Below are 19,243 nucleotides of genomic sequence, written 5' to 3' on the forward strand. Positions count from 1 at the left end.
TGCGGGACCGCACGCGCAGCCCCTCAGAGCGGCGCGAGCACCAGCGACCAGAGCCAGCGCCCGCCGACGACCCGGTGCACGACCACGAACAGGGCGGTGATCGCGAGTCCGACCGGCAGCAGCACGGCGCCGGCCGCGAGGCGGTCGGGGGGCACGGCGAGCAGCAGGCCGAGCGGCACCGACGCGCAGGCTGCGACCAGCGCCGCGACGAGAGCGGCGCGGCGGTCCCGGGTCGGCTGCGGCACGACGCCGATCCGGCGCCGGACCAGCCAGTGGGCGAGGGCCCACGCGGCCGTGGTCCCGAGGGCGGTGCCGCCCGCGATCGCCGGCACGACGAGTTCGGCAGGCAGGAGGAGCCCGCCGACGAGCGCCCCCGCCGCGACGCCGACGGCCGAGACGACCTGGGTCGCCAGCGAGTCGCGGGCCCGACCCAGCGCGAACATCGCCCGGTTGAGGACGTAGGTCTGGCTGAAGCCGACCAGGCTCAGGGCGAGCAGCTGCAGGACTCCGCCGATCACCGGTGTGCCGAAGACGAGCTGCGTGAGCAGTGGCGCCGCCGCGACGAACAGGAGCGTCGCGAGCAGAGTGACGGCGAGCACCGCGTCCTCGGTCCGTCGGAGGTTCACCGCCGCGGCCGCCCGATCGCCGCGGTGCAGGTCCCGGCTGAGCGGCGTGAACATCGCCGTGGCGACGGAGACGACCAGGATGCCGTGCGGCAGCAGGAGCAGCAGCTGCGCGCTCGAGAAGGAGTTGAGGCTCGGCCCGTCGACGCCGGCGCGGTTCATGGCCTGGCCGGCCGCCGTCGCCGCGTTCGAGACGACGATGTACGACACCTCTGCGACGAGGGCGCCGAGGAACACCCAGACCGCGTCCCGCGACACTCCGCCGAGCCCGGCGACGCCGAAGCGCGGCCGCAGGCGGACGCCGACGGACCGCGAGAACGCGACCGCGATCACCCCCTGCACCACGATCGCCGCAGTGGCAGTGCCGCACAGGAGCGCCACCATCTCCGGCGTCCACTCGTCGGCGGGTGTCGACGCCGCCTCGGGGTGGATCAGGAGGAACACCGCGATCCCGAGCACCGAGATCACGTTCGCGCAGGCGGGCGCCCACGCGCCCGGCCCGTACTTCTCGGCGGAGTTGAGCAGCTGCGAGAAGACGGCGAAGACGATGTAGAAGAAGATCTGCGGCAGGCACCAGTAGGCCATCTGGGTGGCGAGCAGAGCCCAGTCGGCCGACCAGCCCCCGGCGTAGAGCCCGACGATCAGCGGCGCCGCGAGCGTGCAGGCGGCCGTGAGGAGCGCCGCTCCGCCGAGGCACACGGTGAGCAGCCGCTCGAGGGTCCGCACGCCCTCCGGTCCGTCGGCCCGCGCCCGGACCATCTGCGGCACGAGCACCGCGCCGAGCACCCCGCCCGCGATGAGCCCGTACAGGTAGGTGGGCGCGGAGTTCGCGACCTCGAACACCTGCCCGCCGACCGACGCGCTCGTGCCGCCGACCGCCACGATCAGGAGCGCCAGCCGGACGAACCCGAGGATCCGCGAGACGAACGACGCGACCACCATCCCCCCGGTCGCGCTGCGCATCCGGGCAGCATAGGCGGTGCGACCCGGGTCGCTGCCCTCCGCGGCGCCCACCGGGGTCGATGCGTCACGAACGGTCGTCACGGGCGCGGGAGAGGGGCCGTTCGTGACGCATCGATCCCGAGGGGGGCGAGGCGGGAGCGGAGCGGGCGGCGCTAGACGCGCACGGGCGCGACGGAGGCGCGGCGGATCAGCCGCGTCTCCAGCTCCATGCGGGTGGCCGAGGCTCCCGAGGCGAGCGGGGTCGCCGACCGGTGCGCCTGGTGCAGCATCCGGAAGGCGATGGCGCCCATCTCGCCGATGGGCTGCTGGATCGTGGTCATCGGCGGGGTCGCCCAGGCCGACTCCTCGACGTCGTCGAAGCCGATGACGCTGAGGTCTCGCGGGATGCGGAGGCCGGCGTCGTCGGCGGCCTCGTAGACGCCGAGCGCCATCACGTCGGAGCAGGCGAAGAAGGCGGTCGGCGCGTCCGGCTCGGCGAGCATCAGCCCGGCGGCCTCGCGGGCCAGCTCGCGGTCCCAGTCGCAGTAGGCGACGCGCGGATCCTCGACCCCGGCGGCGCGGAGCGCGGTGGTGAAGCCGTCGATCCGGGCGCTGCTGTAGAGCTGGGTGCGGGTGCCGCCGAGGACGCCGAAGCGGGTGTGGCCGGCGTCGAGGAGGTGCTCGGCGGCCATGCGGCCCCCGTCCCAGTTGGTCGCGCCGACGCTCGCGACGTCGGCCGGCGGCCGCGTGCTGGGGTCGACGACGACGACGGGCAGCTCGGCGGTGGTCAGCAGGTGCAGCTGCGCGGCCGAGACGTTGACCAGCACCACGATGGCGCCGAGCGAGGGGCGGCGGAGGAGGCGGCTGATCCAGGCGCCGTCGTCGCGGGCGCGGGTGAGCACCAGGTCGACCCCGGCGGCGGAGGCCTCGGCCTCGATCCCCTCGAGGACCGGTCCGATCCAGGTACCGCCGATGTGGCCGACGACGACGTCGACGATCTGGGCGGAGTGCGGATCCTCGACCGGCGGGCGCAGACGCGGTCGGCGGCGGTAGCCGAGCGCGTGCGCCGCCTCCATCACGCGCAGACGGGTCGCCTCCGAGACGTCGGTGCCGCCGTTGAGCACCTTCGAGACGGTGGGGACGCTCGTCCCGGCGCGCTCGGCGATCAGCGCCATGGTCGGGCGGGTGGTCGCTCCGGAGACGTCGTCGTGGTCGGGCATGTGCTCACCGTAGCGGATACCGACTTTCGCAACTAGCCCTGCGCCAGGACGGCTTGCTCCGCCGGGAACCGCGGTGCATGATGGTCGGACGCCGGGGCTCCCGCACAGAAGTTGCGCAAGTCCTGTTCGATGACGAACCGCGGAGCGATCCGCCCGCACGTGAGGACGACGATGACCGACCACTCTCCGACCACTCCCGGCAAGACGGCCCTCGTCGTCCGAGGGGGCTGGGACGGCCACCAACCGGTCGAGGCGACCGAGCTGTTCCTGCCGTTCCTCCGCGACAACGGCTACGACGTGCGCGTCGAGGAGTCGACCGCCGTGTACGCCGACGAGGCGTACATGCGGACGGTCGACCTGATCGTGCAGTCGAACACGATGACCTCCATCCAGTGGGAGGAGTTCCTGGGCCTCCGCGCGGCGGTCGAGCGCGGCACGGGCCTCGCCGGCTGGCACGGCGGGATCGCCGACTCCTACCGCGACAACTCCGACTACCTGCAGCTGATCGGCGGCCAGTTCGCCTCGCACCCCGGCAAGCACCCGGACGAGCGCACCGGCGAGCAGTCGGACAACTACATGCCGCACACGATCGAGATGACGGCCCTCGCCGCCGACCACCCGATCACGCAGGGCATCTCCGACTTCGAGCTGGTCACGGAGCAGTACTGGGTGCTGCACGACGACTACAACGACGTGCTCGCCACGACCACGCAGGCCGTCCGCCCGTGGGACCCGTGGAAGCGCCCCATCACCTCCCCCGCGATCTGGACCCGCCTCTGGGGCGAGGGCCGCATCTTCGTCTCGACGCCGGGCCACCGCGTCGAGATCCTCCAGGACGACAACGTCCGCACGATCATCGAGAGGGGAATGCTGTGGGCGTCCCGCTGAGAGTCGGCATCATCGGCGTCGGGAAGATCAGCGAGCAGTACCTCGCGAACCTCCCGACCTTCCCCGGCCTCCGCCTCGTCGCGGTCGCCGACCTGAACCAAGAGCGGGCGCAGCAGGTCGCCGACGAGCAGGGCGTCCGCGCCCTCACCGTCGACGCGCTGATCGACGACCCGGAGATCGACGCGGTGCTGAACCTCACGATCCCGGCGGCGCACGTCGAGATCGGCACCCGCGCCTTGAAGGCGGGCAAGCACGTCTTCGCCGAGAAGCCGCTCGGGCTGAACCCGGCCGAGGCCGCGCCGATGCTCGACCTCGCGGACGAGCTGGGCCTGCGCTTCGCGAGCGCCCCGGACACGGTGCTCGGGACCGGCGTGCAGACCGCGCGCCTCACCCTCGACTCCGGAGCGATCGGCACCCCGATCGCCGCGCAGGTGCACTGGGCCGCGCCCGGCCACGAGCGCTGGCACCCAGCGCCCGAGTTCTACTACCAGCCCGGCGGCGGCCCGCTGCTGGACATGGGCCCGTACTACCTGACGGCGCTCGTGCACTTCTTCGGGCCGGTCGTCCGCGTCACGGGCCTGGCCACCCGCTCCGACCGCCCGCGCACGATCGAGACCGGGCCGAAGGCGGGCACGCCGATCGAGGTGACGATCGACACGCACATCACCGCGCTGCTCGAGCACGCGAGCGGAGTCGCCACCACCGTCACCGTGAGCTTCGAGGTCTGGCGCAGCCGGGCCCCGAAGTTCGAGGTCTACGGCACCGAGGGCACCATCTCGGTCCCGGATCCGAACATGTTCTCGGACCCGGTCGAGGTCGCCGTCCGCGACGAGGACTGGCGGGTCGTCCCCGACTCCGCCGGCGTGATCGACACCGGTCGCGGAGTGGGACTGGCCGACCTCGCGGAGGCGATCTCGGAGGACCGCCCGCACCGCGCCTCCGGCCGCGTGGCCCTGCACGTGCTCGAGATCATGGACGCCGTGCTCCGCTCGAACGAGGAGAAGGCGGTCGTGACGATCGCGAGCACCGCCGAGAAGCCCGACGTGATGCCGCTACGCACGGCGGGCTCGATCGGCGCCTGACAGCGCCGGGGGGCGACGACGGGAGGCGGGGGATCGCCGCCAGCGCGTCGCTCCCCGTTCGGGGGTGACGGCGGGGCGCGACGCCGTAGACTCGGCGGATCGACGGTCCTCAGCCGTCGTCGCACGCGGAGGGGGATCGGCCGTGGCAGTCGGCTTCCGACGGAGCGGTGAGCTCCGCGCCCTCGCGCGCCCCCGGCTCCGGGCGGCCGGCGACCCGCTCTCCCCCGAGGACCACCGCTCCCGGCTGTCCGGCTGGCTCGGCATGCCCGGCGGGCCGGGTCTCGTGCGCCCCTCCGCCCTCGCTCCGGCGTGGGAGGCGCCCCTGCTCCGGCTCGTGCGCGCCGGGGCGCCGGCGGAGGACCTGCACGAGGCGACCACCGGCTCCCCCGAGTGCTCGCGCCTCGCGGCCGTCGTCGAGCTCGTCCGCGACGCCCTGCACTCCGCAGACGACGACCGCGCTCTGCGGCTCACCGGCTGGCTGGTGCGCATCCGCTACGACCCGTCGGCCGACTCCTTCCTCCGCCGCTACGGGATCGCGCTGACCGTCCGCCTGCCGCTGAGCGGCGGCCTCGACGTGGAGGTGCCGCTCGACGCCCCGGCGCTGCGCCTGCTCTACGCCGAGCTCGCAGCACCGATGGATCCGGCTGCAGCGGTCGTGGCGGTCGAGACCCTGGAGCCGTCGACCTCGCGGCGTCGACCCTCGCCTCCCTCTACTCCGCCCGCCGACGCTGGAGCGACGTGGCCGAGTTCTCGGCGCCCGTCGAGAACGTGGACGCCGCCTCCGCCGCGGTGCTCATCCGCCGCGGCGTCGCTCTTCGCGAGCTCGGCCTGATCGAGGGCGCCCTCGAGGCGTTCGACCGGGTGGTGCGCCCGACCGTCACCAGTGCGCGGCCCGTGGAGCTGCGGGCGGAGGCGCTGCTCGAGCGCGCGAGCACGCTCCTCTCGGACGGGCGCACGGCTCCGGCTCGGCGCGATCTGGAGCGCGTGCTCTCCCGCTACCCGGACAGCGCCGCGGCGCACGAGCTGCTGGCGGTCACCGGGCGCTGACGCGACGGAGGGGCGCACCCTCTGCAGGATGCGCCCCTCCGGGGAGTGCGTCGGCTCAGTGCGTCGGCTCAGCCCTCGGCCTTCGAGGGCTTGCCCTCGGCGGGCAGGACCTCGTGCGGGGTGTCGCGCTCGTCCTCGCCCTCGGCCTGCGACGGCTTGTCGGACTGGTCGTCCGGGTCCTCGACGGGGCTCGGGGTCTGGTCGCTCATCGGAGTCCCTCCGGCTCGTCGGACGTGGCGGACGGCTCGGGGTGCGCCTCGAACTCCATCCAGGCGCGGTCCAGATCGGCCTGCGCCGACTCGGGCTCGCTGGCGAAGTAGCCGTCGTAGATCGCGCGGCCGCCGTGCTCGGGCAGGTCGTCGCGACCGCCGAAGGCCTGCGCGAAGCGGCCGACCTCGTCGTCCCTCTTCCGCTGATCCCGCAACCAGGCGGGGAAGGTCTGCGTCATGGTGACACCTCTCTCTCCTGCCCTCCAGCCAATCGCCCGCCGCGGATCCGGGCAAGCCCTTCCGCCGCGGGCCCCGAGGGGCCAGGCTCCGCCCTGGAGGGCCCGGGCTCCGCCCTGGAGGAGCGGCGCTCCGCCCTCTAGAGGACATGTCCGCTACAGGGCGCCCCCGCCCCCGCCGCGGAGGAGAGCCGGCCCCTAGCGTGAGCCCGTGACCGACCCCGCTTCTCCGCGCCCCACCCGCACCGCCGCGGGTCTGCGCCGCACTCTGCTCGCTCTGACCGCGACCGTCGCGCTGCTCGCCGGCACCGCGGCTCCCCTCGCCTCCGCCGAGCCGGACCCGGTGCCGGTCGGGAACGACCACCTCGCCAACGGCGTCGCCGCCTGGGGGCGCTACCTCAACGGGGAGTGGGACGTGCCGGCGGGCATGTCCGACCTCACGGACGTCGCGAGCAGCTACAGCCACACCCTCGCGCTCCACACCGACGGCACCGTCGAGGCCTGGGGAGCGGATCTGGAGGGCGAGCGGGACGTGCCGGCCGGGCTCCGCGAGGTGACCGCGATCTCGACCGGGTACCTCCACAGCATCGCCCTCACGATGGAGGGGACGGTCGTCGCGTGGGGCGACGACCGTCAGGGCCAGACCGACGTCCCGGCCGGACTCGGCGGCGTGACCGCCGTCGCCGCGGGCAGCTACCACACCCTCGCTCTGCGGGGCGACGGGACCGTGGCGGCCTGGGGCTCCGATCAGTTCGGAGCGACCGACGTGCCGGCGGGTCTCTCCGGAGTGGTCGCGATCGCCGCGGGCGGCTGGAACAGCCTCGCGCTGCGCGCCGACGGGACGGTCGTGGCGTGGGGCGGCGACGACAGGGGCGCGTACACCGCCCCGGCAGGCCTCCGCGACGTCGTCGCCGTCTCGGTCAGCTACTCCCACAGCCTCGCCCTGAAGCGGGACGGCACCGTCGTCACCTGGGGCGACCCCGTCGACTCCGGCTTGCCGCGGGTCCCCGCCGATCTCGGCGGCATCACCGCGATCGCCGCCGGCATCGGCTTCAGCGTCCTGCTGACGTCCGACGGCACCGTCGTCTCCCTGCACCCCGACGGCGACACGGAGCTGGACGTCCCGGCCGGGATCACCGGCGCCACCGGCATCGCGGTCGGCTTCAACCACGCCTTCGCGATCGGCCCGCTGCCGACCCTCACCGCCGACACCGCCGAGACGCTCGTCAAGACCGGGACCCGCTACTCCGCGACCTTCACGGCGTCCGGCCCGGCCGCGACCTTCGAGGTCTCGTCCGGCGCCCTTCCCGCGGGGGTGGCCCTCTCGCCGGAGGGCGTCGTCTCGGGCAGGCCGACCACCGCAGGCGACTCCACCTTCACGGTGAGCGCGCGGAACGCGTACGGCACCACGGCCGGCGTGCCGCACACGGTCACCGTGGTCCCCGCGAACACCCCGCCCGTCGTGACGGTCGCCTCCGCCACCGACGGCGCCTCCTACGAGAAGGGCTCGGAGCCGAGGGCCGCCTGCGCGATCACGGATGCGGAGAGCGGAACGTTCAGCGAGGAGGCCGTCGTCACCGGCACGCTCGTGAACGGCCTCGGCACCCGCACGGCGACCTGCACCTGGACCGACCCCGGAGGACTGACCACGACCGCCGCCGCGACCTACCGGATCGTCGACACCGGCGTCCCCACCATCATCGCGACGACCGCGCCGGCGGCTCCGAACGCCGCGGGCTGGTTCCGCTCCCCCGTCTCCATCGGCTTCTCCTGCGCCGACGGCAGCGGCTCCGGGATCCGCAGCTGCACCCCCGCGCGGATCCTGCGCGAGGGCCCCGGCCAGAGCGTCGCCGGCACCGCCGTCGACAACGCGGGCAACCGCGCCACGACGACCCGCAGCGGCATCGCCATCGACACCACGAAGCCGCAGCTCTCGTTCACGTCGAGGCCCGAGGGGTCCTACCCCTACGGCACGGTGCTCCCGGAGGCGCGCTGTCTCGCGGACGACGCGCTCTCGGGCCTCACCGGCGCCTGCGTGATCACGGGCGGCGGCCGCTCCGTCGGTCCGCACGTGTACCGGGCGACCGCGACCGACCGGGCGGGCAACGTCTCGACCCTCACCGCGTCCTACACCGTGACCCCGTGGACGATCGGCGGGCTCAGCACCTCGGTGAAGAGCGTGGCCGCCGGAGCCGCGACCGGCATGACGTTCCAGGTGACCTCGACGTCCTCCGCGGGAACGTTCCGCCACTCCGCCCTCGCCGACGTGCGCAGCGTCACGCAGAGGCAGACCTCCTGCACCGCCGGCGCCGTCCTCACCGGAGCGCCGACGACCACCCTGACCGGACGCCTCCGCTACGACACCGCGACGAACCGCTACGTGAAGGCGTGGACGGTGCCCGCGAAGCGGGGCACCTGCTGGACGCTGACGGTCACGACGGCGGACGGCAGCACGGGGAGCGCCCGGTACTCGGTGAAGTAGCGGCGCCGGACGGCCGCCGCGGTCCTGTCAGGCTCCCGCCGCGGCGTACCGCTCCGCGAGCACGCGGAACGCGGCGGCCAGCTCGGGCGGTTCGGCCCCGGCCATCGGAGCGTCGAACCGGCCGAACGACGCGGCGAGCGCCTCCCACGACCAGGCGCCGAGGGCGAGTCGGCAGCCCGCATCGCCGAGGTCCTCCACCTCCCCGTCGCCCGCGTAGGGCAGGACCTCGGCGGCGGGCGCCTCGAGCACCACCGAGCCGCGGCACGGCCACCCCTCCCCGGGCGCTCCGCCGCGGAACCGCGCCTCCAGGAACTCGGCGGGACTCCCGCCCGGCAGCACCCGGCGGCGGAAGCGAGCCCCGCGGGGCGAGCGCGGCTCGAGCCGGTCGACGCGGAACACCCGCCAGTCGTCGCGGTCGAGGTCGAAACCGATGAGGTACCAGCGGCCCTGACGCGCGACCAGGTGGTGGGGCTCGACGCGGCGCACCGCCTCCGCGTACGCGAAGCGGAGCACCTCCGAGGCCCGGACGGCCGCCGCGACCGCGACCAGCCGCTCCGGAGGGACTGCGGGGGCCGGCGCCGCCGCGACCGTGAAGCGCAGCGCATCAGCTCGGGGCCGGAGCCGGGCGGGCAGGACCTGCCGCACCGTCGCCAGCGCACGGGCCGACGCCTCCTCGAGCCCCGCGATCGGCGCGCGCAGGGCGGCGGTGAGGGCGAGCACCTGCTCGTCGTCGAAGAGCAGCGGCGGGAGCTCGGCGCCGGCCTCGAGCCGGTACCCGCCGTCGGGGCCCTTCGCCGCGTCGATCCGGTAGCCCATCGTGCGGAGCCGGTCGACGTCGCGACGCACCGTGCGCGGCGCGATCCCCAGGCGCTCGGCGAGCACTCCGCCCGGCCAGTCGCGGCGGGTCTGCAGGAGGGAGAGGAGCACGAGGAGCCGCTCGGTCGTCGTGGGCACGTCCCGAGGGTATTCCGAGAAGAGGACCGTCACCGTCCTCTTCTCCTAGGAGCGTCGGGGCACCGGGTGATCGACCCGGCACGACTGCGAGGAGCGCACCATGAGCATCACCACGACGACCCACCTCAACTTCCGCGGACAGGCCCGCGAGGCACTGGAGTTCTACGCCTCGGTCACGGGAGGCCGGGTCGACGCGATGTCCTACGCGGACGCGAACGCTGTCACCGCGCCCGACGAGGCCGACCAGCTGATGTGGGGCCAGGTCGTCTCCGAGGCCGGCTTCCGCGTCATGGCGTACGACGTCCCCGCGCACACGGCTTACGACCCGGGCACGATCCCGGTGTTCGTGTCGCTGCGCGGCTCCGACGCCGACGAGCTGCACCGCCTCTGGGACGGCCTCTCGGAGGGGGCGGCGGTCGTCGTGCCCCTGGCCCCGGCGGCCTGGTCGCCCCTCTACGGGATGCTGCGCGATCGCTTCGGAGTGACGTTCGTCGTCGACCTCGAGGTCGCCTGGGGCTGAGGCCCGCGGGCTCGGCGGCGGGGCGCGTCCCACTGCGGACGCGCCGGCCGCCGACTCGGTACGCTCAGCACCGGATCCGGTCGGAGGGACGCTGCATGCTGGAGACGATCTCCGAGGCCCTCTCGCTGGTCACCCTCCCCCTCGGCGTGCTGTTCCTGCTCGCCGCGTTCGTCGCGGCGCTGATCGACGGACGCTGGCTGACGACGACCGCCTACCTCGAGGAGGGGCCGCCCCTCGCGCTGCACTGGGTGACCCGGGCCGGCGAGGTCCGGTCGCGTCCGCTGTCCGCCGGGGACCCGCTGACGCCGACGCGGTCGGACCAGCGGGAGGTGCACTACCGCGAGGAGGATCCGCACCGCATCCGCCTGCACCGGTGGAGCGACGCGGTGCGGGCCCTGCGCCTGACCGGGCTGATCCTGCTCGGGGCGGGCGTCGTCCTCGGGATCCTGTCGACGGCGCTGGCGGTCCTCGCCTAGGCGGCGCTCCGTGCGCGAGGATCGGACCCGTGGATGCGGAACGGGTTCTCGGAGACGGTCGGGCCGACGGGGTGTGGTGCCGGCTCGGGGAGCCGCTGACGGTCGCGCAGATCGCTCGCGGCGGGCCCGCGTGGCTGTGCCTGGACGCGCAGCACGGCGCGTTCGACGACGCCGCGGTCCTCGCCTCCCTTCGCGCGCTCGACGCCGTGAGCGGGAGGCCGCCCGTCGGCGTCCGGGTCGCCGGACTCTCCGACGCGCTGATCGGCAGGGCGCTCGACGCCGGAGCGGACGTCGTCGTCGTCCCGATGATCGAGACGGTCGAGGAGGCGCTCGCGGCCGTCCGCGCCGCGCACTACCCGCCGCTCGGCCGCCGCAGCTGGGGGCCGATGTCCGATCTCTGGGGCGCCGCTCCCCCGTCGGCCGCCGAGGCGCGCACCGCGCTCTGGGTCATGATCGAGACGCAGGCCGGCCTCGACGCCGTCGATCGGATTCTCGCGGTGCCGGGCGTGAGCGGAGTCTTCGTCGGCCCGTTCGACCTCGCGATCGGCCTCGGGCGGGACCTGTCCGACCTGCTCGCCGCGGACGGACCGGACGACCCGCTGCCGAGGATCGCCGCGGCGGCCCGGCGCGCGGGCAAGGGCGCCGGGGCCTACGCGGGCGACCGCGAGCGCGCCGGGCTGCTGCGAGCGCTCGGCTTCCCGAGGGTCGCGGTCGCGACGGATCAGTCGCTGATCGCGCTCGGCACCGCGGCGGCGCTCGACGCGGACGCCGCCGACTCCGGCTGCTGAGCCCGAGGCCGGGCACGGGGCCGGCCGCCGGTCACCGGCGAGCGCTCCCGCCGGGGGGATGCACGGGCTCCGGCGGCTCGGGGACGAAGCGGAGGCCGCCAGCGGAGTTCGCGAGATCGGTGAGCGCCGAGATCCAGGCGGGGTTGATGCGGGGCATGCGGCCGCCGGCGTAGGTGTAGCGGAGCGTGTGCGAGGGGTGCAGCCAGATCGCGCTGCGGCCGTCGCTCATCCCGTTCTCGTCGCGCCAGGTGAGCAGGCACGACTCCCCCCGGCGCAGCTTCGCGGTGAGGACGATCTGCAGGTGGGCGAGCACCCGGTCCTCGACGTCGATCTCGACCGATCCGTCGTAGTGCAGCTTCCCCATCGGCGTCTCCCGGCCTCGTCCTCGGAAGACGGGCGCGCCTCCGGCCCACCATCCTCGGGTGTCGTCCAGTGACCCGTTCGGGGCGGCGACAACCACCGGATCAGCTGGTAGCGGCGGATCCGCTGGTCTCGACGGGGCGGGGCTCAGGCCGGCGGGTTCGCCGCCATGAAGTCGCGCATCGGCAGCAGGTTCTGGAGGGGCGCGAAGTACCCGAAGCGGGGCAGGTCGAAGACCACTCCCGCGACTCCGGAGGACCCCATCGCCGCGATCCACTCGAGCGCGGCCGGCATCGGCACCTTCAGCACGCGCGACGCGTCCTCGTCGGAGAGGCCGGCGTGCAGCGCCCCGGCGCGGGCGCGCTCCCCCGTGGTGAAGGCGAAGACCATCGGCCCCGACTCCAGGCCGCCGACGAAGGGGGTGGGCGCGTCGTCCGGCCCCCGCGCGATGAAGCACCACATCGGCAGGGCGTAGACGCTGCGCCAGAGCGCGTCCATCGCGGCGAAGCTCTCGGGGTCGGCGCGCAGGGCCTCCGCCCGGGCGTCGATCTCGACGGTCTGATCCATGGGGCTCCCCTCGGCGCCGGCGGTCGGCGCGGACCTCCACGCTAACGATGCTCCCGCTGGGCCGCACCCGCGATCGATCCGTCAGCAGCGGCCCGTCCCCGCGGCGGGCACGGGCCGCAGACGACGGATGGATGCGGTGGTGGCTGTGCGAGCCGTCCGCTGATCCGCTCGGCCACTGGCCCCGTCCAGACGGTTAGGTTAGGTTAACCTTCGCAACCCCCACCACCCCCTTCGAAGGATCGCCGTGCCCGCCACTCGCACCCCCCTCCGCCTGACCGCCGTCGCCTCGCTCGGCCTCGCCGCGCTGCTGCTCACCGCCTGCTCGGGAGGAGCCGACGCCGGCTCCGAGGGCACGTCCGAGAGCAGCGCCGCCGAGAGCAGCGAGGGCTTCCCCGTCACCGTCGACCACGCCTTCGGCAGCACCACCGTCGAGTCGGCCGACCGCGTCGTCGCGACGAGCTGGACCAACCAGGACGTGGCGCTCGCGCTGGGTGTGACCCCTGTCGGCTTCACCCGCGCCTCCTACGGCGACGAGGACGGCGACGGCCTGCTGGTGTGGACGAAGGAGGCGCTCGACGCCTCCGGCGCCGAGACCCCGACCCTGTTCGACGAGACCGACGGCGTGCCCTTCGAGGCGATCTCGGACCTCAGCCCGACCGTGATCCTCTCGGCCTACTCCGGCATCACCCGGCAGGACTACGACACCCTCAGCCAGATCGCCCCCACCGTCGCCTACCCGGGCCTGCCCTGGGGCACGACCTGGCAGGACTCCGCGAAGCTCGACGGCGCCGCGCTGGGCCTCGAGGACGAGGCCGTCGCGAAGGTCGGCGAGATCGAGAGCGACATCACGCAGACCACCGCGTCCTACCCGCAGCTCGCGGGCACCACGTTCATGTACGGCTGGTACGACCCGACCGACGCGAGCACCTTCACCTACTACACGCCGAACGACGCGCGCGTGAAGTTCGTCGAGGACCTCGGTCTCGACGTCGCCCCGAGCGTCGCCGAGCTCTCCGGCGACTCGGAGGCGTTCAGCGGCACCATCAGCTCCGAGAACGCCGACCAGCTCGACGCCGACGTGCTCGTCGTCTACGGCGACGACACGACCCTCGCCGCGCTGCAGGCCGACCCGCTGCTCTCCAAGATCCCGGCCGTCGAGCGGGGCTCCGTCTACGTGCTCGAGGACGGCTCCTCCGCCGCCATGGCCACCTCGTCGCCGAACCTGCTCAGCATCCCGTGGGTGCTCGACGAGTACACCGCCGGCCTCGCCGCGGCCGCCGACAAGGTGTCGTGACCCGCACCGCACCCACCCGGAAGACGAGGGCGACCGCGCTGGCGGTCGCCCTCGTCGCGCTGGCCGTCGCCTCGGTCCTCTCGCTCGTGTACGGCTCCCGCGAGATCCCGCTCGGCGAGGTCTGGCCGGCGCTGACCTCGCCCGATCCGGCGTCCATCGTCGACGCGGCGGTGCAGGGGCGGGTGCCGCGGACGGTCCTCGCGATCCTGGTCGGCGCCGCGCTCGGGCTCGCCGGAGCCGTGATGCAGGGCCTGACCCGCAACCCGCTCGCCGATCCGGGCATCCTCGGCCTCAACTCCGGCGCCTCGCTCGCGGTCGTGCTCGGGATCGCCGGGGTCGGCGCGACGAGCCTGCCGCAGTTCATCTGGCTCGCGTTCCTCGGAGCCGCCGCCGCCGGGGCGTTCGTCTACGCGGTCGCCTCGCTCGGCCGCGAGGGCGCCACTCCGCTGAAGCTCGCCCTCGCCGGAGCCGCCACCGCCGCCGCGCTCACCTCCCTCATCAGCGCGGTCCTGCTCACCCAGGAGACCACGCTGAACCGCTTCCGCTTCTGGCAGGTCGGCGGAGTCGGCGGCGCCGAGACCGCGAGCATCCTGCAGGTCCTCCCGTTCCTCGCGGTCGGCGCGGTGCTGGCCCTGTCCAGCGCGCGGGGGCTCGACGCCCTCGCGCTCGGCGACGACCTGGCGACCGGCCTCGGCCGGCGCGTGGGGCGCATCCGCCTGGTCGCGGGGCTCGCGGCCGTGCTGCTCTGCGGCGCCGCGACCGCGATCGCCGGACCGATCGGATTCATCGGCCTGGTCGTCCCGCACCTCGCCCGCCGCGTCACCGGCCCCGCGCACGCCTGGCTGCTGCCCTCCTCTGCTCTGCTCGGCGCCCTGCTGCTGCTCGTCGCCGACGTGGTCGGCCGCGTGGTCGCCCGGCCGAGCGACGTCGAGGTGGGCATCGTGACCGCGCTGATCGGCGCCCCGGTGCTCATCGCGATCGTGCGCCGCTCGAAGGTGCGGGCGCTGTGAGGACCGCGGAGGCGCCCGCCGCGGTCGGCATCGCGGCCGGCCGCACGCTGCGCCGTCAACGCACGGTCATCGGCTGCGCGGTCCTCGCGGTGCTCGCGCTGGCGCTCGTCGTCGTCTCGCTCACGGTCGGCAGCACGGTCTACTCGGTGCCGCAGGTCGTCCGCGTGATCCTCGGCGAGACCGTGCCGGGCGCCTCCTTCACCGTGGGCACGCTGCGGCTGCCGCGCACGATCACCGCCGTCCTGGTGGGCGTGGGCTTCGGGATGGGCGGCGTGATCTTCCAGACGATGCTGCGCAACGCCCTCGCCAGCCCCGACATCATCGGCATCACCTCGGGGGCGAGCGCGGCGGCCGTCGTCGCGATCGCGTTCTTCGGGCTCTCGGGCGGCGCGGTCTCGGTGATCGCGGTCGCGGCCGGGCTCTCGACGGCCCTGATCATCGCCGGGCTGGCCGAGGGCGGCGGAGTGATCGGGGCGCGGCTGATCCTCATCGGCATCGGCGTCGCGGCGATGTTCCAGAGCGTGATCGCCTACGTGCAGACCCGCGCCGACTTCGAGGACGTCCAGGAGTCGCTGCGCTGGCTGACCGGCAGCCTCAACTCGGCCGCCTGGCCCTCCGTCCCGCCGCTCGCGCTGACGATGCTCGTGCTGGTGCCGCTGGCGCTGCTGCTCTCGGGCCGGCTCGGCGTGCTGCAGCTCGGCGACGAGTCGGCGACCGCGCTCGGGCTCGACGTGCGGCGCAGCCGGCTGGCCCTGCTCGCGGTCGGAGTCGGCCTCGTGGCCGTCGCGACCGCCGCCACCGGCCCGATCGCGTTCGTCGCCTTCGTCTCGGGGCCGATCGCGCGGCGGATCCTGCCGAGCGCGCGCACGCTGCTGATCCCCTCCGCCCTGGTCGGCGCGGTCGTGGTGCTCGCCGCCGACCTGCTCGCCCAGTACGTCGTCGGCGCGCTGTTCTCGGGCGCGCGCTTCCCGGTCGGCGTCGTCACCGGCGCCCTCGGCGCGCCCTTCCTGCTCTGGCTCCTCGCCCGCCGCAACCGCTCCGGAGGCTCCCTGTGACCGACGCCCCGCCCACCCTCGCCGCCGACGCGGTCACCCTCGCCTACGACGAGCGCGTCGTGGTCGACGGGCTCTCGCTCGCCGTGCCGCCCGGCCGGATCACGGTGATCGTCGGCGCGAACGCCTGCGGCAAGTCGACGCTCCTGCGCGCGATGGCGCGGCTGATCACCCCGCGCTCGGGGAGCGTCCTGCTCGACGGGCGCGCGATCCACCGGCTCCCGACGCGCCAGGTCGCGCAGCAGGTGGGGCTGCTGCCGCAGACCCCGATCGCGCCGGAGGGGATCGCCGTCTCGGACCTGGTCGCCCGCGGCCGCTACCCGCACCGGGGCCTGTTCGGCCGCGGCTCCGGATCGGACGACGACGCGATCGTCGAGGAGGCGCTGCGCGACACCGGCACGCTCGAGCTCGCCGACCGCCCCGTGGACGAGCTCTCGGGCGGGCAGCGCCAGCGGGTGTGGATCGCGATGGCCCTCGCCCAGCGGACCGACGTGCTCCTCCTGGACGAGCCGACGACCTACCTCGACGTGTCGCACCAGGTCGAGGTGCTCGACCTGCTCACCGACCTCAACCGCTCGCGCGGGACGACCATCGTGATCGTGCTGCACGACCTCAACCTCGCCGCCCGCTACGCCGACCACCTCGTCGCCGTGCGCGACGGAGCCCTGTACGCCTCGGGCACGCCCGCCGAGGTGGTGACGCCGGAGACGGTGCGCGCGGTGTTCGGGATGGAGTCGCGCGTGATCGAGGACCCGGTCTCGCGGACGCCGCTGGTGCTGCCGATCGGGCGCCACCACTCGGGCTGAGCCCGGCCGTTCAGGGCCGAGCGGTCAGGGCCGGCCGGTCAGGCCGGGGCCGCGGCCAGGGAGGCGCCGTCGACGAGCGTGCAGCGGAGGAGCTGCTGCTCCCGTCGCGCGGGGTCGCCCTCGATGAGGATCTGCACGGCGCGGCGCCCCATGTCGCGCCGGGGCAGCTCGAAGCCGGCCTGCCAGCCGGTGCGATCGGCGGATCCGGAGAGCGACACCAGCGACAGGTCGCCCGGCACCGCCACCCCCTCGGCCTCGGCGGCCTCCTGCAGGAGGACGAACTGCTCTTCCTGCTCGGCGAGGACGACCGTGACGCCCTCGGCGGCGATCCGGCGGATCCACTTCCGCGGCGACGCCTCCGGCCCCGGGACGAGGTGGAGGAAGCCGTCGCCGAGCTCGGCCCGCGCGCCGGCCATGCGGTCGGTGTACGACTCGACGCCCTCGCCGTGGCCGGCGTAGGCGAAGCGGGTGTGGCCGAGGGCGCGCGCGCAGGAGATCAGCTCGCGGACGATCGACGCGTAGTCGGCGGCCACGTAGGGCACGGGCCCGCCGGCGTCGTCGCGGCGGCCGACGCTGACGAAGGAGAAGCCGCTCGCGTTGAGGAACTCGAGCTCCTCACGGGGCATGCGCTGCCCGAGGAGGATGCAGGAGTCGGCCAGGCGCAGCCGGGTGGTGCCGCCGCTCAGGCCGCCGCGGCGGCCGCCGACGCGGCCGCTGGTCAGCAGGAGGAGGTCGATGTCGCGGTTCTGCGCCTCCTCCTCGATGCCGGCGAGGAACGGATGGAAGAAGTCCTCGCGATCGAGCGGGAACAGGCTCTCGTAGGTGTAGACGCCGATCATGCCGGTGCCGACCTGCTTGAGGCGGCGCGCGATGGGGTCGGCGACGTACCCCGTCTCCTGGATCGCCTTGAGGATCCGCGCCCGCGTCGCCTCCGGGACCCGGGCGAGCTGCTCGCCCTTGTCGTTGAGCACGAACGACACCGTCGTCTGGCTGACTCCCGCGAGACGCGCGATGTCCTTCTGCGTGATCCGCGGCACCCGGACACCCCCGCTTCATCCTGGTAATAGGTATTACTTCTTGACCTCAGGCTACCGATGACGAAGGATCGCCGTACGCCCATCCGGGGCGAGAGAGGGCGGAACGTCGACGATGATGAATCCCGCAGACCCAGACAACCAGACCACGGCCTCCCCGAGGCCCGATCGGCAGCACAAGCCCGATCACCAGCCCGAGCACGATCCGCAGCGCAGGCCCGACAACTCGCGCCGCCTCTTCCTCGCTGGGGGCGCCGCCGCCCTCGCCGGCGCGGCAGGGGCCGTCGGCGCCGCCACTCCGGCCGCCGCCGCACCCCCGGCCGACGCTCCCGGGCAGAAGAAGCGCCTGAGCGTCACCGAGGGGCCGATCTCGCCGCTCGACAAGGAGTTCCGCTGGGACGACCGCGCCGGCGCCGACAACACCCGCGCAGTGCAGGCGGCCATCGACAAGGCGATGACCGCTCCGGGCGGCGAGGTGTCGCTGCCCGCCGGCGAGATCCGGGTGACGGGCCTCGCGGTCGACTACCGCGGCTACCCGGTGCAGCCCGAGAACGGGCCGCCCTACGGCTACGCCGGGCCGAAGATCGTCGGCGCCGGCATGCGCCAGACGAGGATCGTCCAGATCGAGGGCTCGACCCGCGACATCTTCACCGTCTCCGGCCAGACCGGCGACGCGGCCGGCCCCGCCAACAACAACAAGGCCACCGGCGTCGTCCTCGCCGACTTCGAGATGACGGGCACGCCCTCCGGCGGCCACGGGATGTCGCTGCGCTCGCTGGTCAACTGCGAGTTCCGCAACCTGTGGATCCAGAAGACCGGCAAGTCGGGCATCTTCCGCGAGCGCGCCACCTTCGTCTCGGGCGTCGACGACGAGTACTCGTACGCCAACTCCTGGAACAAGATCAAGATCGTCGCCCCCGCGGGCTGGGGCGTGGAGGACTCGGGCAAGGCCTCCATCGGCGGCTCGATGACCAACGTCGAGGCGATCAGCCCCGGCCTCGGCGGCTTCCTCCTCGCGCCGACGAACATGACGCTGCTCGACTGCCAGGCCATCGGCGGCACGGTCGGCCTCCGGTCGATCCGCAACGAGAACCGGCGCTCGGTCAACTCCGGCCTGACCCTGGTCAACTTCCGCTCGGAGGGCTCCCGCGACGGCTGGGAGGTGCTGATCGAGGCCGGCACGAGCCACATGATCGTGAACCCGAACTTCTTCCCGACCTCGGGCGCGAACTGCCTCGGCGTCGGCCTGACGAACGGCGGAGCGGACTTCGAGGTGCGCAACCTCACCGTCCTCGGCGGCTTCTACGGGCTCAGCCTCGGCCGCTTCCCGCAGCAGAAGGCGATTGTGCTGGGCAGCGACTCCTCGCAGACGCGCCTCGTGAACCCCTTCATCGAGCGCGGCGCCGCGGGAGTGGACGAGGGCTCGCTGATCGTCGACGACGGACGCCTGACCTCGTTCGAGCTCGGCCGCGGCCGGGTGGAGCGCGCGGCCGGCTACACCACAGTCGCCCGCGCCCCCGAGACCATCCCGACCCCTCCGGCCGGACAGGTCAACGAGGGCTGGGAGCGCTCCGGCGACACCTGGCGGAAGGTGGCCGTCTTCCCCGACGGGCACCGCGTCGTCATCGCCTCCTGACCCCGGGCGGCGGCGCC

21 protein-coding genes are annotated in these 19,243 nt (G+C 74.1%); 13 read left to right on the forward strand and 8 right to left on the reverse strand.

Translation table 11 applies throughout. From position 1 onward, the window contains the following. Window positions 1-23 precede the first annotated feature (23 nt). Together murJ and C5C29_RS14050 are read right to left on the reverse strand one after the other, a co-directional pair. Complete coding sequence (murJ, locus tag C5C29_RS14045) at window positions 24-1,586, reverse strand: murein biosynthesis integral membrane protein MurJ (protein WP_146082277.1); 1,563 nt, start codon at window positions 1,584-1,586, stop codon at window positions 24-26. A gap of 152 nt (window positions 1,587-1,738) precedes the next feature. Continuing rightward, entirely contained in the window at window positions 1,739-2,785 is a 1,047-nt protein-coding gene (locus C5C29_RS14050) for a LacI family DNA-binding transcriptional regulator (RefSeq protein WP_104224297.1), read from the reverse strand. 171 nt (window positions 2,786-2,956) lie between these two features. Here C5C29_RS14050 and C5C29_RS14055 point away from each other — a divergent pair, with 171 nt between their 5' ends. The 4 genes from C5C29_RS14055 to C5C29_RS16880 all read left to right on the forward strand — a co-directional run bounded on the left by C5C29_RS14055 (window position 2,957) and on the right by C5C29_RS16880 (window position 5,802). Continuing rightward, a complete protein-coding gene (locus C5C29_RS14055; protein ID WP_104224320.1) occupies window positions 2,957-3,673 on the forward strand; it encodes a ThuA domain-containing protein in 717 nt (238 codons plus the stop codon). Further along, window positions 3,658-4,755: a Gfo/Idh/MocA family protein gene (locus tag C5C29_RS14060; RefSeq protein WP_104224298.1), complete on the forward strand. Its 1,098-nt coding sequence runs from the start codon at window positions 3,658-3,660 to the stop codon at window positions 4,753-4,755. Before C5C29_RS14055 ends, C5C29_RS14060 begins: the two co-directional genes overlap by 16 nt. Before the next feature lie 142 nt (window positions 4,756-4,897). After that, window positions 4,898-5,587, forward strand: a complete 690-nt coding sequence (locus tag C5C29_RS16875) for a hypothetical protein (protein ID WP_104324566.1) — start codon at window positions 4,898-4,900, stop codon at window positions 5,585-5,587. Next, window positions 5,524-5,802, forward strand: a complete 279-nt coding sequence (locus C5C29_RS16880) for a tol-pal system YbgF family protein (RefSeq protein ID WP_181027209.1) — start codon at window positions 5,524-5,526, stop codon at window positions 5,800-5,802. Before C5C29_RS16875 ends, C5C29_RS16880 begins: the two co-directional genes overlap by 64 nt. 68 nt (window positions 5,803-5,870) lie before the next feature. Here C5C29_RS16880 and C5C29_RS17220 read toward each other — a convergent pair whose 3' ends face one another. Both C5C29_RS17220 and C5C29_RS14070 read right to left on the reverse strand, forming a co-directional pair. Beyond that, complete coding sequence (locus C5C29_RS17220; protein WP_159940045.1) at window positions 5,871-6,011, reverse strand: hypothetical protein; 141 nt, start codon at window positions 6,009-6,011, stop codon at window positions 5,871-5,873. Then, complete coding sequence (locus tag C5C29_RS14070) at window positions 6,008-6,250, reverse strand: hypothetical protein (protein WP_104224300.1); 243 nt, start codon at window positions 6,248-6,250, stop codon at window positions 6,008-6,010. The genes C5C29_RS17220 and C5C29_RS14070 overlap by 4 nt, the downstream gene beginning before the upstream one ends. Before the next feature lie 208 nt (window positions 6,251-6,458). On the opposite strand from C5C29_RS14070, the gene C5C29_RS14075 reads away from it, so the two are divergent. Beyond that, a complete protein-coding gene (locus tag C5C29_RS14075) occupies window positions 6,459-8,729 on the forward strand; it encodes a PxKF domain-containing protein (protein WP_104224301.1) in 2,271 nt (756 codons plus the stop codon). Window positions 8,730-8,756: 27 nt separating this feature from the next. Here C5C29_RS14075 and C5C29_RS14080 read toward each other — a convergent pair whose 3' ends face one another. Next, a complete protein-coding gene (locus C5C29_RS14080) occupies window positions 8,757-9,683 on the reverse strand; it encodes a YafY family protein (RefSeq protein WP_104224321.1) in 927 nt (308 codons plus the stop codon). Window positions 9,684-9,783: 100 nt separating this feature from the next. Between C5C29_RS14080 and C5C29_RS14085 the strand changes: the two genes are divergently transcribed. The 3 genes from C5C29_RS14085 to C5C29_RS17230 all read left to right on the forward strand — a co-directional run bounded on the left by C5C29_RS14085 (window position 9,784) and on the right by C5C29_RS17230 (window position 11,467). After that, entirely contained in the window at window positions 9,784-10,203 is a 420-nt protein-coding gene (locus tag C5C29_RS14085) for a VOC family protein (RefSeq protein WP_104224302.1), read from the forward strand. A 95-nt stretch (window positions 10,204-10,298) separates the two neighbouring features. After that, entirely contained in the window at window positions 10,299-10,679 is a 381-nt protein-coding gene (locus tag C5C29_RS17225) for a hypothetical protein (protein WP_104267914.1), read from the forward strand. Between the two features lie 29 nt (window positions 10,680-10,708). After that, window positions 10,709-11,467, forward strand: coding sequence for an HpcH/HpaI aldolase/citrate lyase family protein (locus C5C29_RS17230; protein WP_181065548.1), 759 nt, complete (start codon window positions 10,709-10,711; stop codon window positions 11,465-11,467). A gap of 31 nt (window positions 11,468-11,498) precedes the next feature. Here C5C29_RS17230 and C5C29_RS14095 read toward each other — a convergent pair whose 3' ends face one another. Both C5C29_RS14095 and C5C29_RS14100 read right to left on the reverse strand, forming a co-directional pair. Further along, complete coding sequence (locus C5C29_RS14095; RefSeq protein WP_104224304.1) at window positions 11,499-11,831, reverse strand: ATP-dependent DNA ligase; 333 nt, start codon at window positions 11,829-11,831, stop codon at window positions 11,499-11,501. Between the two features lie 143 nt (window positions 11,832-11,974). Continuing rightward, the gene (locus C5C29_RS14100) at window positions 11,975-12,394 is read right to left on the reverse strand and encodes a hypothetical protein (protein WP_104224305.1); all 420 of its coding nucleotides are present in this window, start codon (window positions 12,392-12,394) and stop codon (window positions 11,975-11,977) included. A 244-nt stretch (window positions 12,395-12,638) separates the two neighbouring features. On the opposite strand from C5C29_RS14100, the gene C5C29_RS14105 reads away from it, so the two are divergent. From C5C29_RS14105 to C5C29_RS14120, 4 genes are read left to right on the forward strand one after another with little or no spacing between them, the layout of a single operon-like run. After that, on the forward strand, window positions 12,639-13,688 hold the full coding sequence (locus C5C29_RS14105) for an iron-siderophore ABC transporter substrate-binding protein (protein WP_181027213.1): 1,050 nt from the start codon (window positions 12,639-12,641) through the stop codon (window positions 13,686-13,688). Then, a complete protein-coding gene (locus C5C29_RS14110) occupies window positions 13,685-14,698 on the forward strand; it encodes an iron ABC transporter permease (RefSeq protein WP_104224306.1) in 1,014 nt (337 codons plus the stop codon). The genes C5C29_RS14105 and C5C29_RS14110 overlap by 4 nt, the downstream gene beginning before the upstream one ends. Then, window positions 14,695-15,753, forward strand: coding sequence for an iron chelate uptake ABC transporter family permease subunit (locus C5C29_RS14115; protein WP_104224307.1), 1,059 nt, complete (start codon window positions 14,695-14,697; stop codon window positions 15,751-15,753). The genes C5C29_RS14110 and C5C29_RS14115 overlap by 4 nt, the downstream gene beginning before the upstream one ends. Continuing rightward, window positions 15,750-16,556: an ABC transporter ATP-binding protein gene (locus C5C29_RS14120; RefSeq protein WP_104224308.1), complete on the forward strand. Its 807-nt coding sequence runs from the start codon at window positions 15,750-15,752 to the stop codon at window positions 16,554-16,556. The genes C5C29_RS14115 and C5C29_RS14120 overlap by 4 nt, the downstream gene beginning before the upstream one ends. 38 nt (window positions 16,557-16,594) lie before the next feature. Here the strand turns inward: C5C29_RS14120 and C5C29_RS14125 are convergent, their stop codons facing one another. Then, window positions 16,595-17,593 carry a LacI family DNA-binding transcriptional regulator gene (locus tag C5C29_RS14125; protein WP_104224309.1) on the reverse strand — a complete coding sequence of 333 codons (999 nt, stop codon included), beginning with the start codon at window positions 17,591-17,593 and terminating at the stop codon, window positions 16,595-16,597. Between the two features lie 112 nt (window positions 17,594-17,705). On the opposite strand from C5C29_RS14125, the gene C5C29_RS14130 reads away from it, so the two are divergent. After that, a complete protein-coding gene (locus C5C29_RS14130; RefSeq protein ID WP_104224310.1) occupies window positions 17,706-19,226 on the forward strand; it encodes a hypothetical protein in 1,521 nt (506 codons plus the stop codon). Window positions 19,227-19,243: the final 17 nt, after the last annotated feature.

The sequence above is a fragment of the Rathayibacter sp. AY1H2 genome (assembly GCF_002931985.1).
Classification (GTDB): Bacteria; Actinomycetota; Actinomycetes; order Actinomycetales; family Microbacteriaceae; genus Rathayibacter.

Coding starts and splice junctions, on each gene's coding strand:
- C5C29_RS14100 (WP_104224305.1), bottom strand. CDS start 12,394: ATGGATCAGACCGTCGAGATCGACGCCCGGGCGGAGGCCCTGCGCGCC.
- C5C29_RS14055 (WP_104224320.1), top strand. CDS start 2,957: ATGACCGACCACTCTCCGACCACTCCCGGCAAGACGGCCCTCGTCGTC.
- C5C29_RS14070 (WP_104224300.1), bottom strand. CDS start 6,250: ATGACGCAGACCTTCCCCGCCTGGTTGCGGGATCAGCGGAAGAGGGAC.
- murJ (WP_146082277.1), bottom strand. CDS start 1,586: ATGCGCAGCGCGACCGGGGGGATGGTGGTCGCGTCGTTCGTCTCGCGG.
- C5C29_RS14095 (WP_104224304.1), bottom strand. CDS start 11,831: ATGGGGAAGCTGCACTACGACGGATCGGTCGAGATCGACGTCGAGGAC.
- C5C29_RS14050 (WP_104224297.1), bottom strand. CDS start 2,785: ATGCCCGACCACGACGACGTCTCCGGAGCGACCACCCGCCCGACCATG.
- C5C29_RS14130 (WP_104224310.1), top strand. CDS start 17,706: ATGATGAATCCCGCAGACCCAGACAACCAGACCACGGCCTCCCCGAGG.
- C5C29_RS17225 (WP_104267914.1), top strand. CDS start 10,299: ATGCTGGAGACGATCTCCGAGGCCCTCTCGCTGGTCACCCTCCCCCTC.
- C5C29_RS17220 (WP_159940045.1), bottom strand. CDS start 6,011: ATGAGCGACCAGACCCCGAGCCCCGTCGAGGACCCGGACGACCAGTCC.
- C5C29_RS14085 (WP_104224302.1), top strand. CDS start 9,784: ATGAGCATCACCACGACGACCCACCTCAACTTCCGCGGACAGGCCCGC.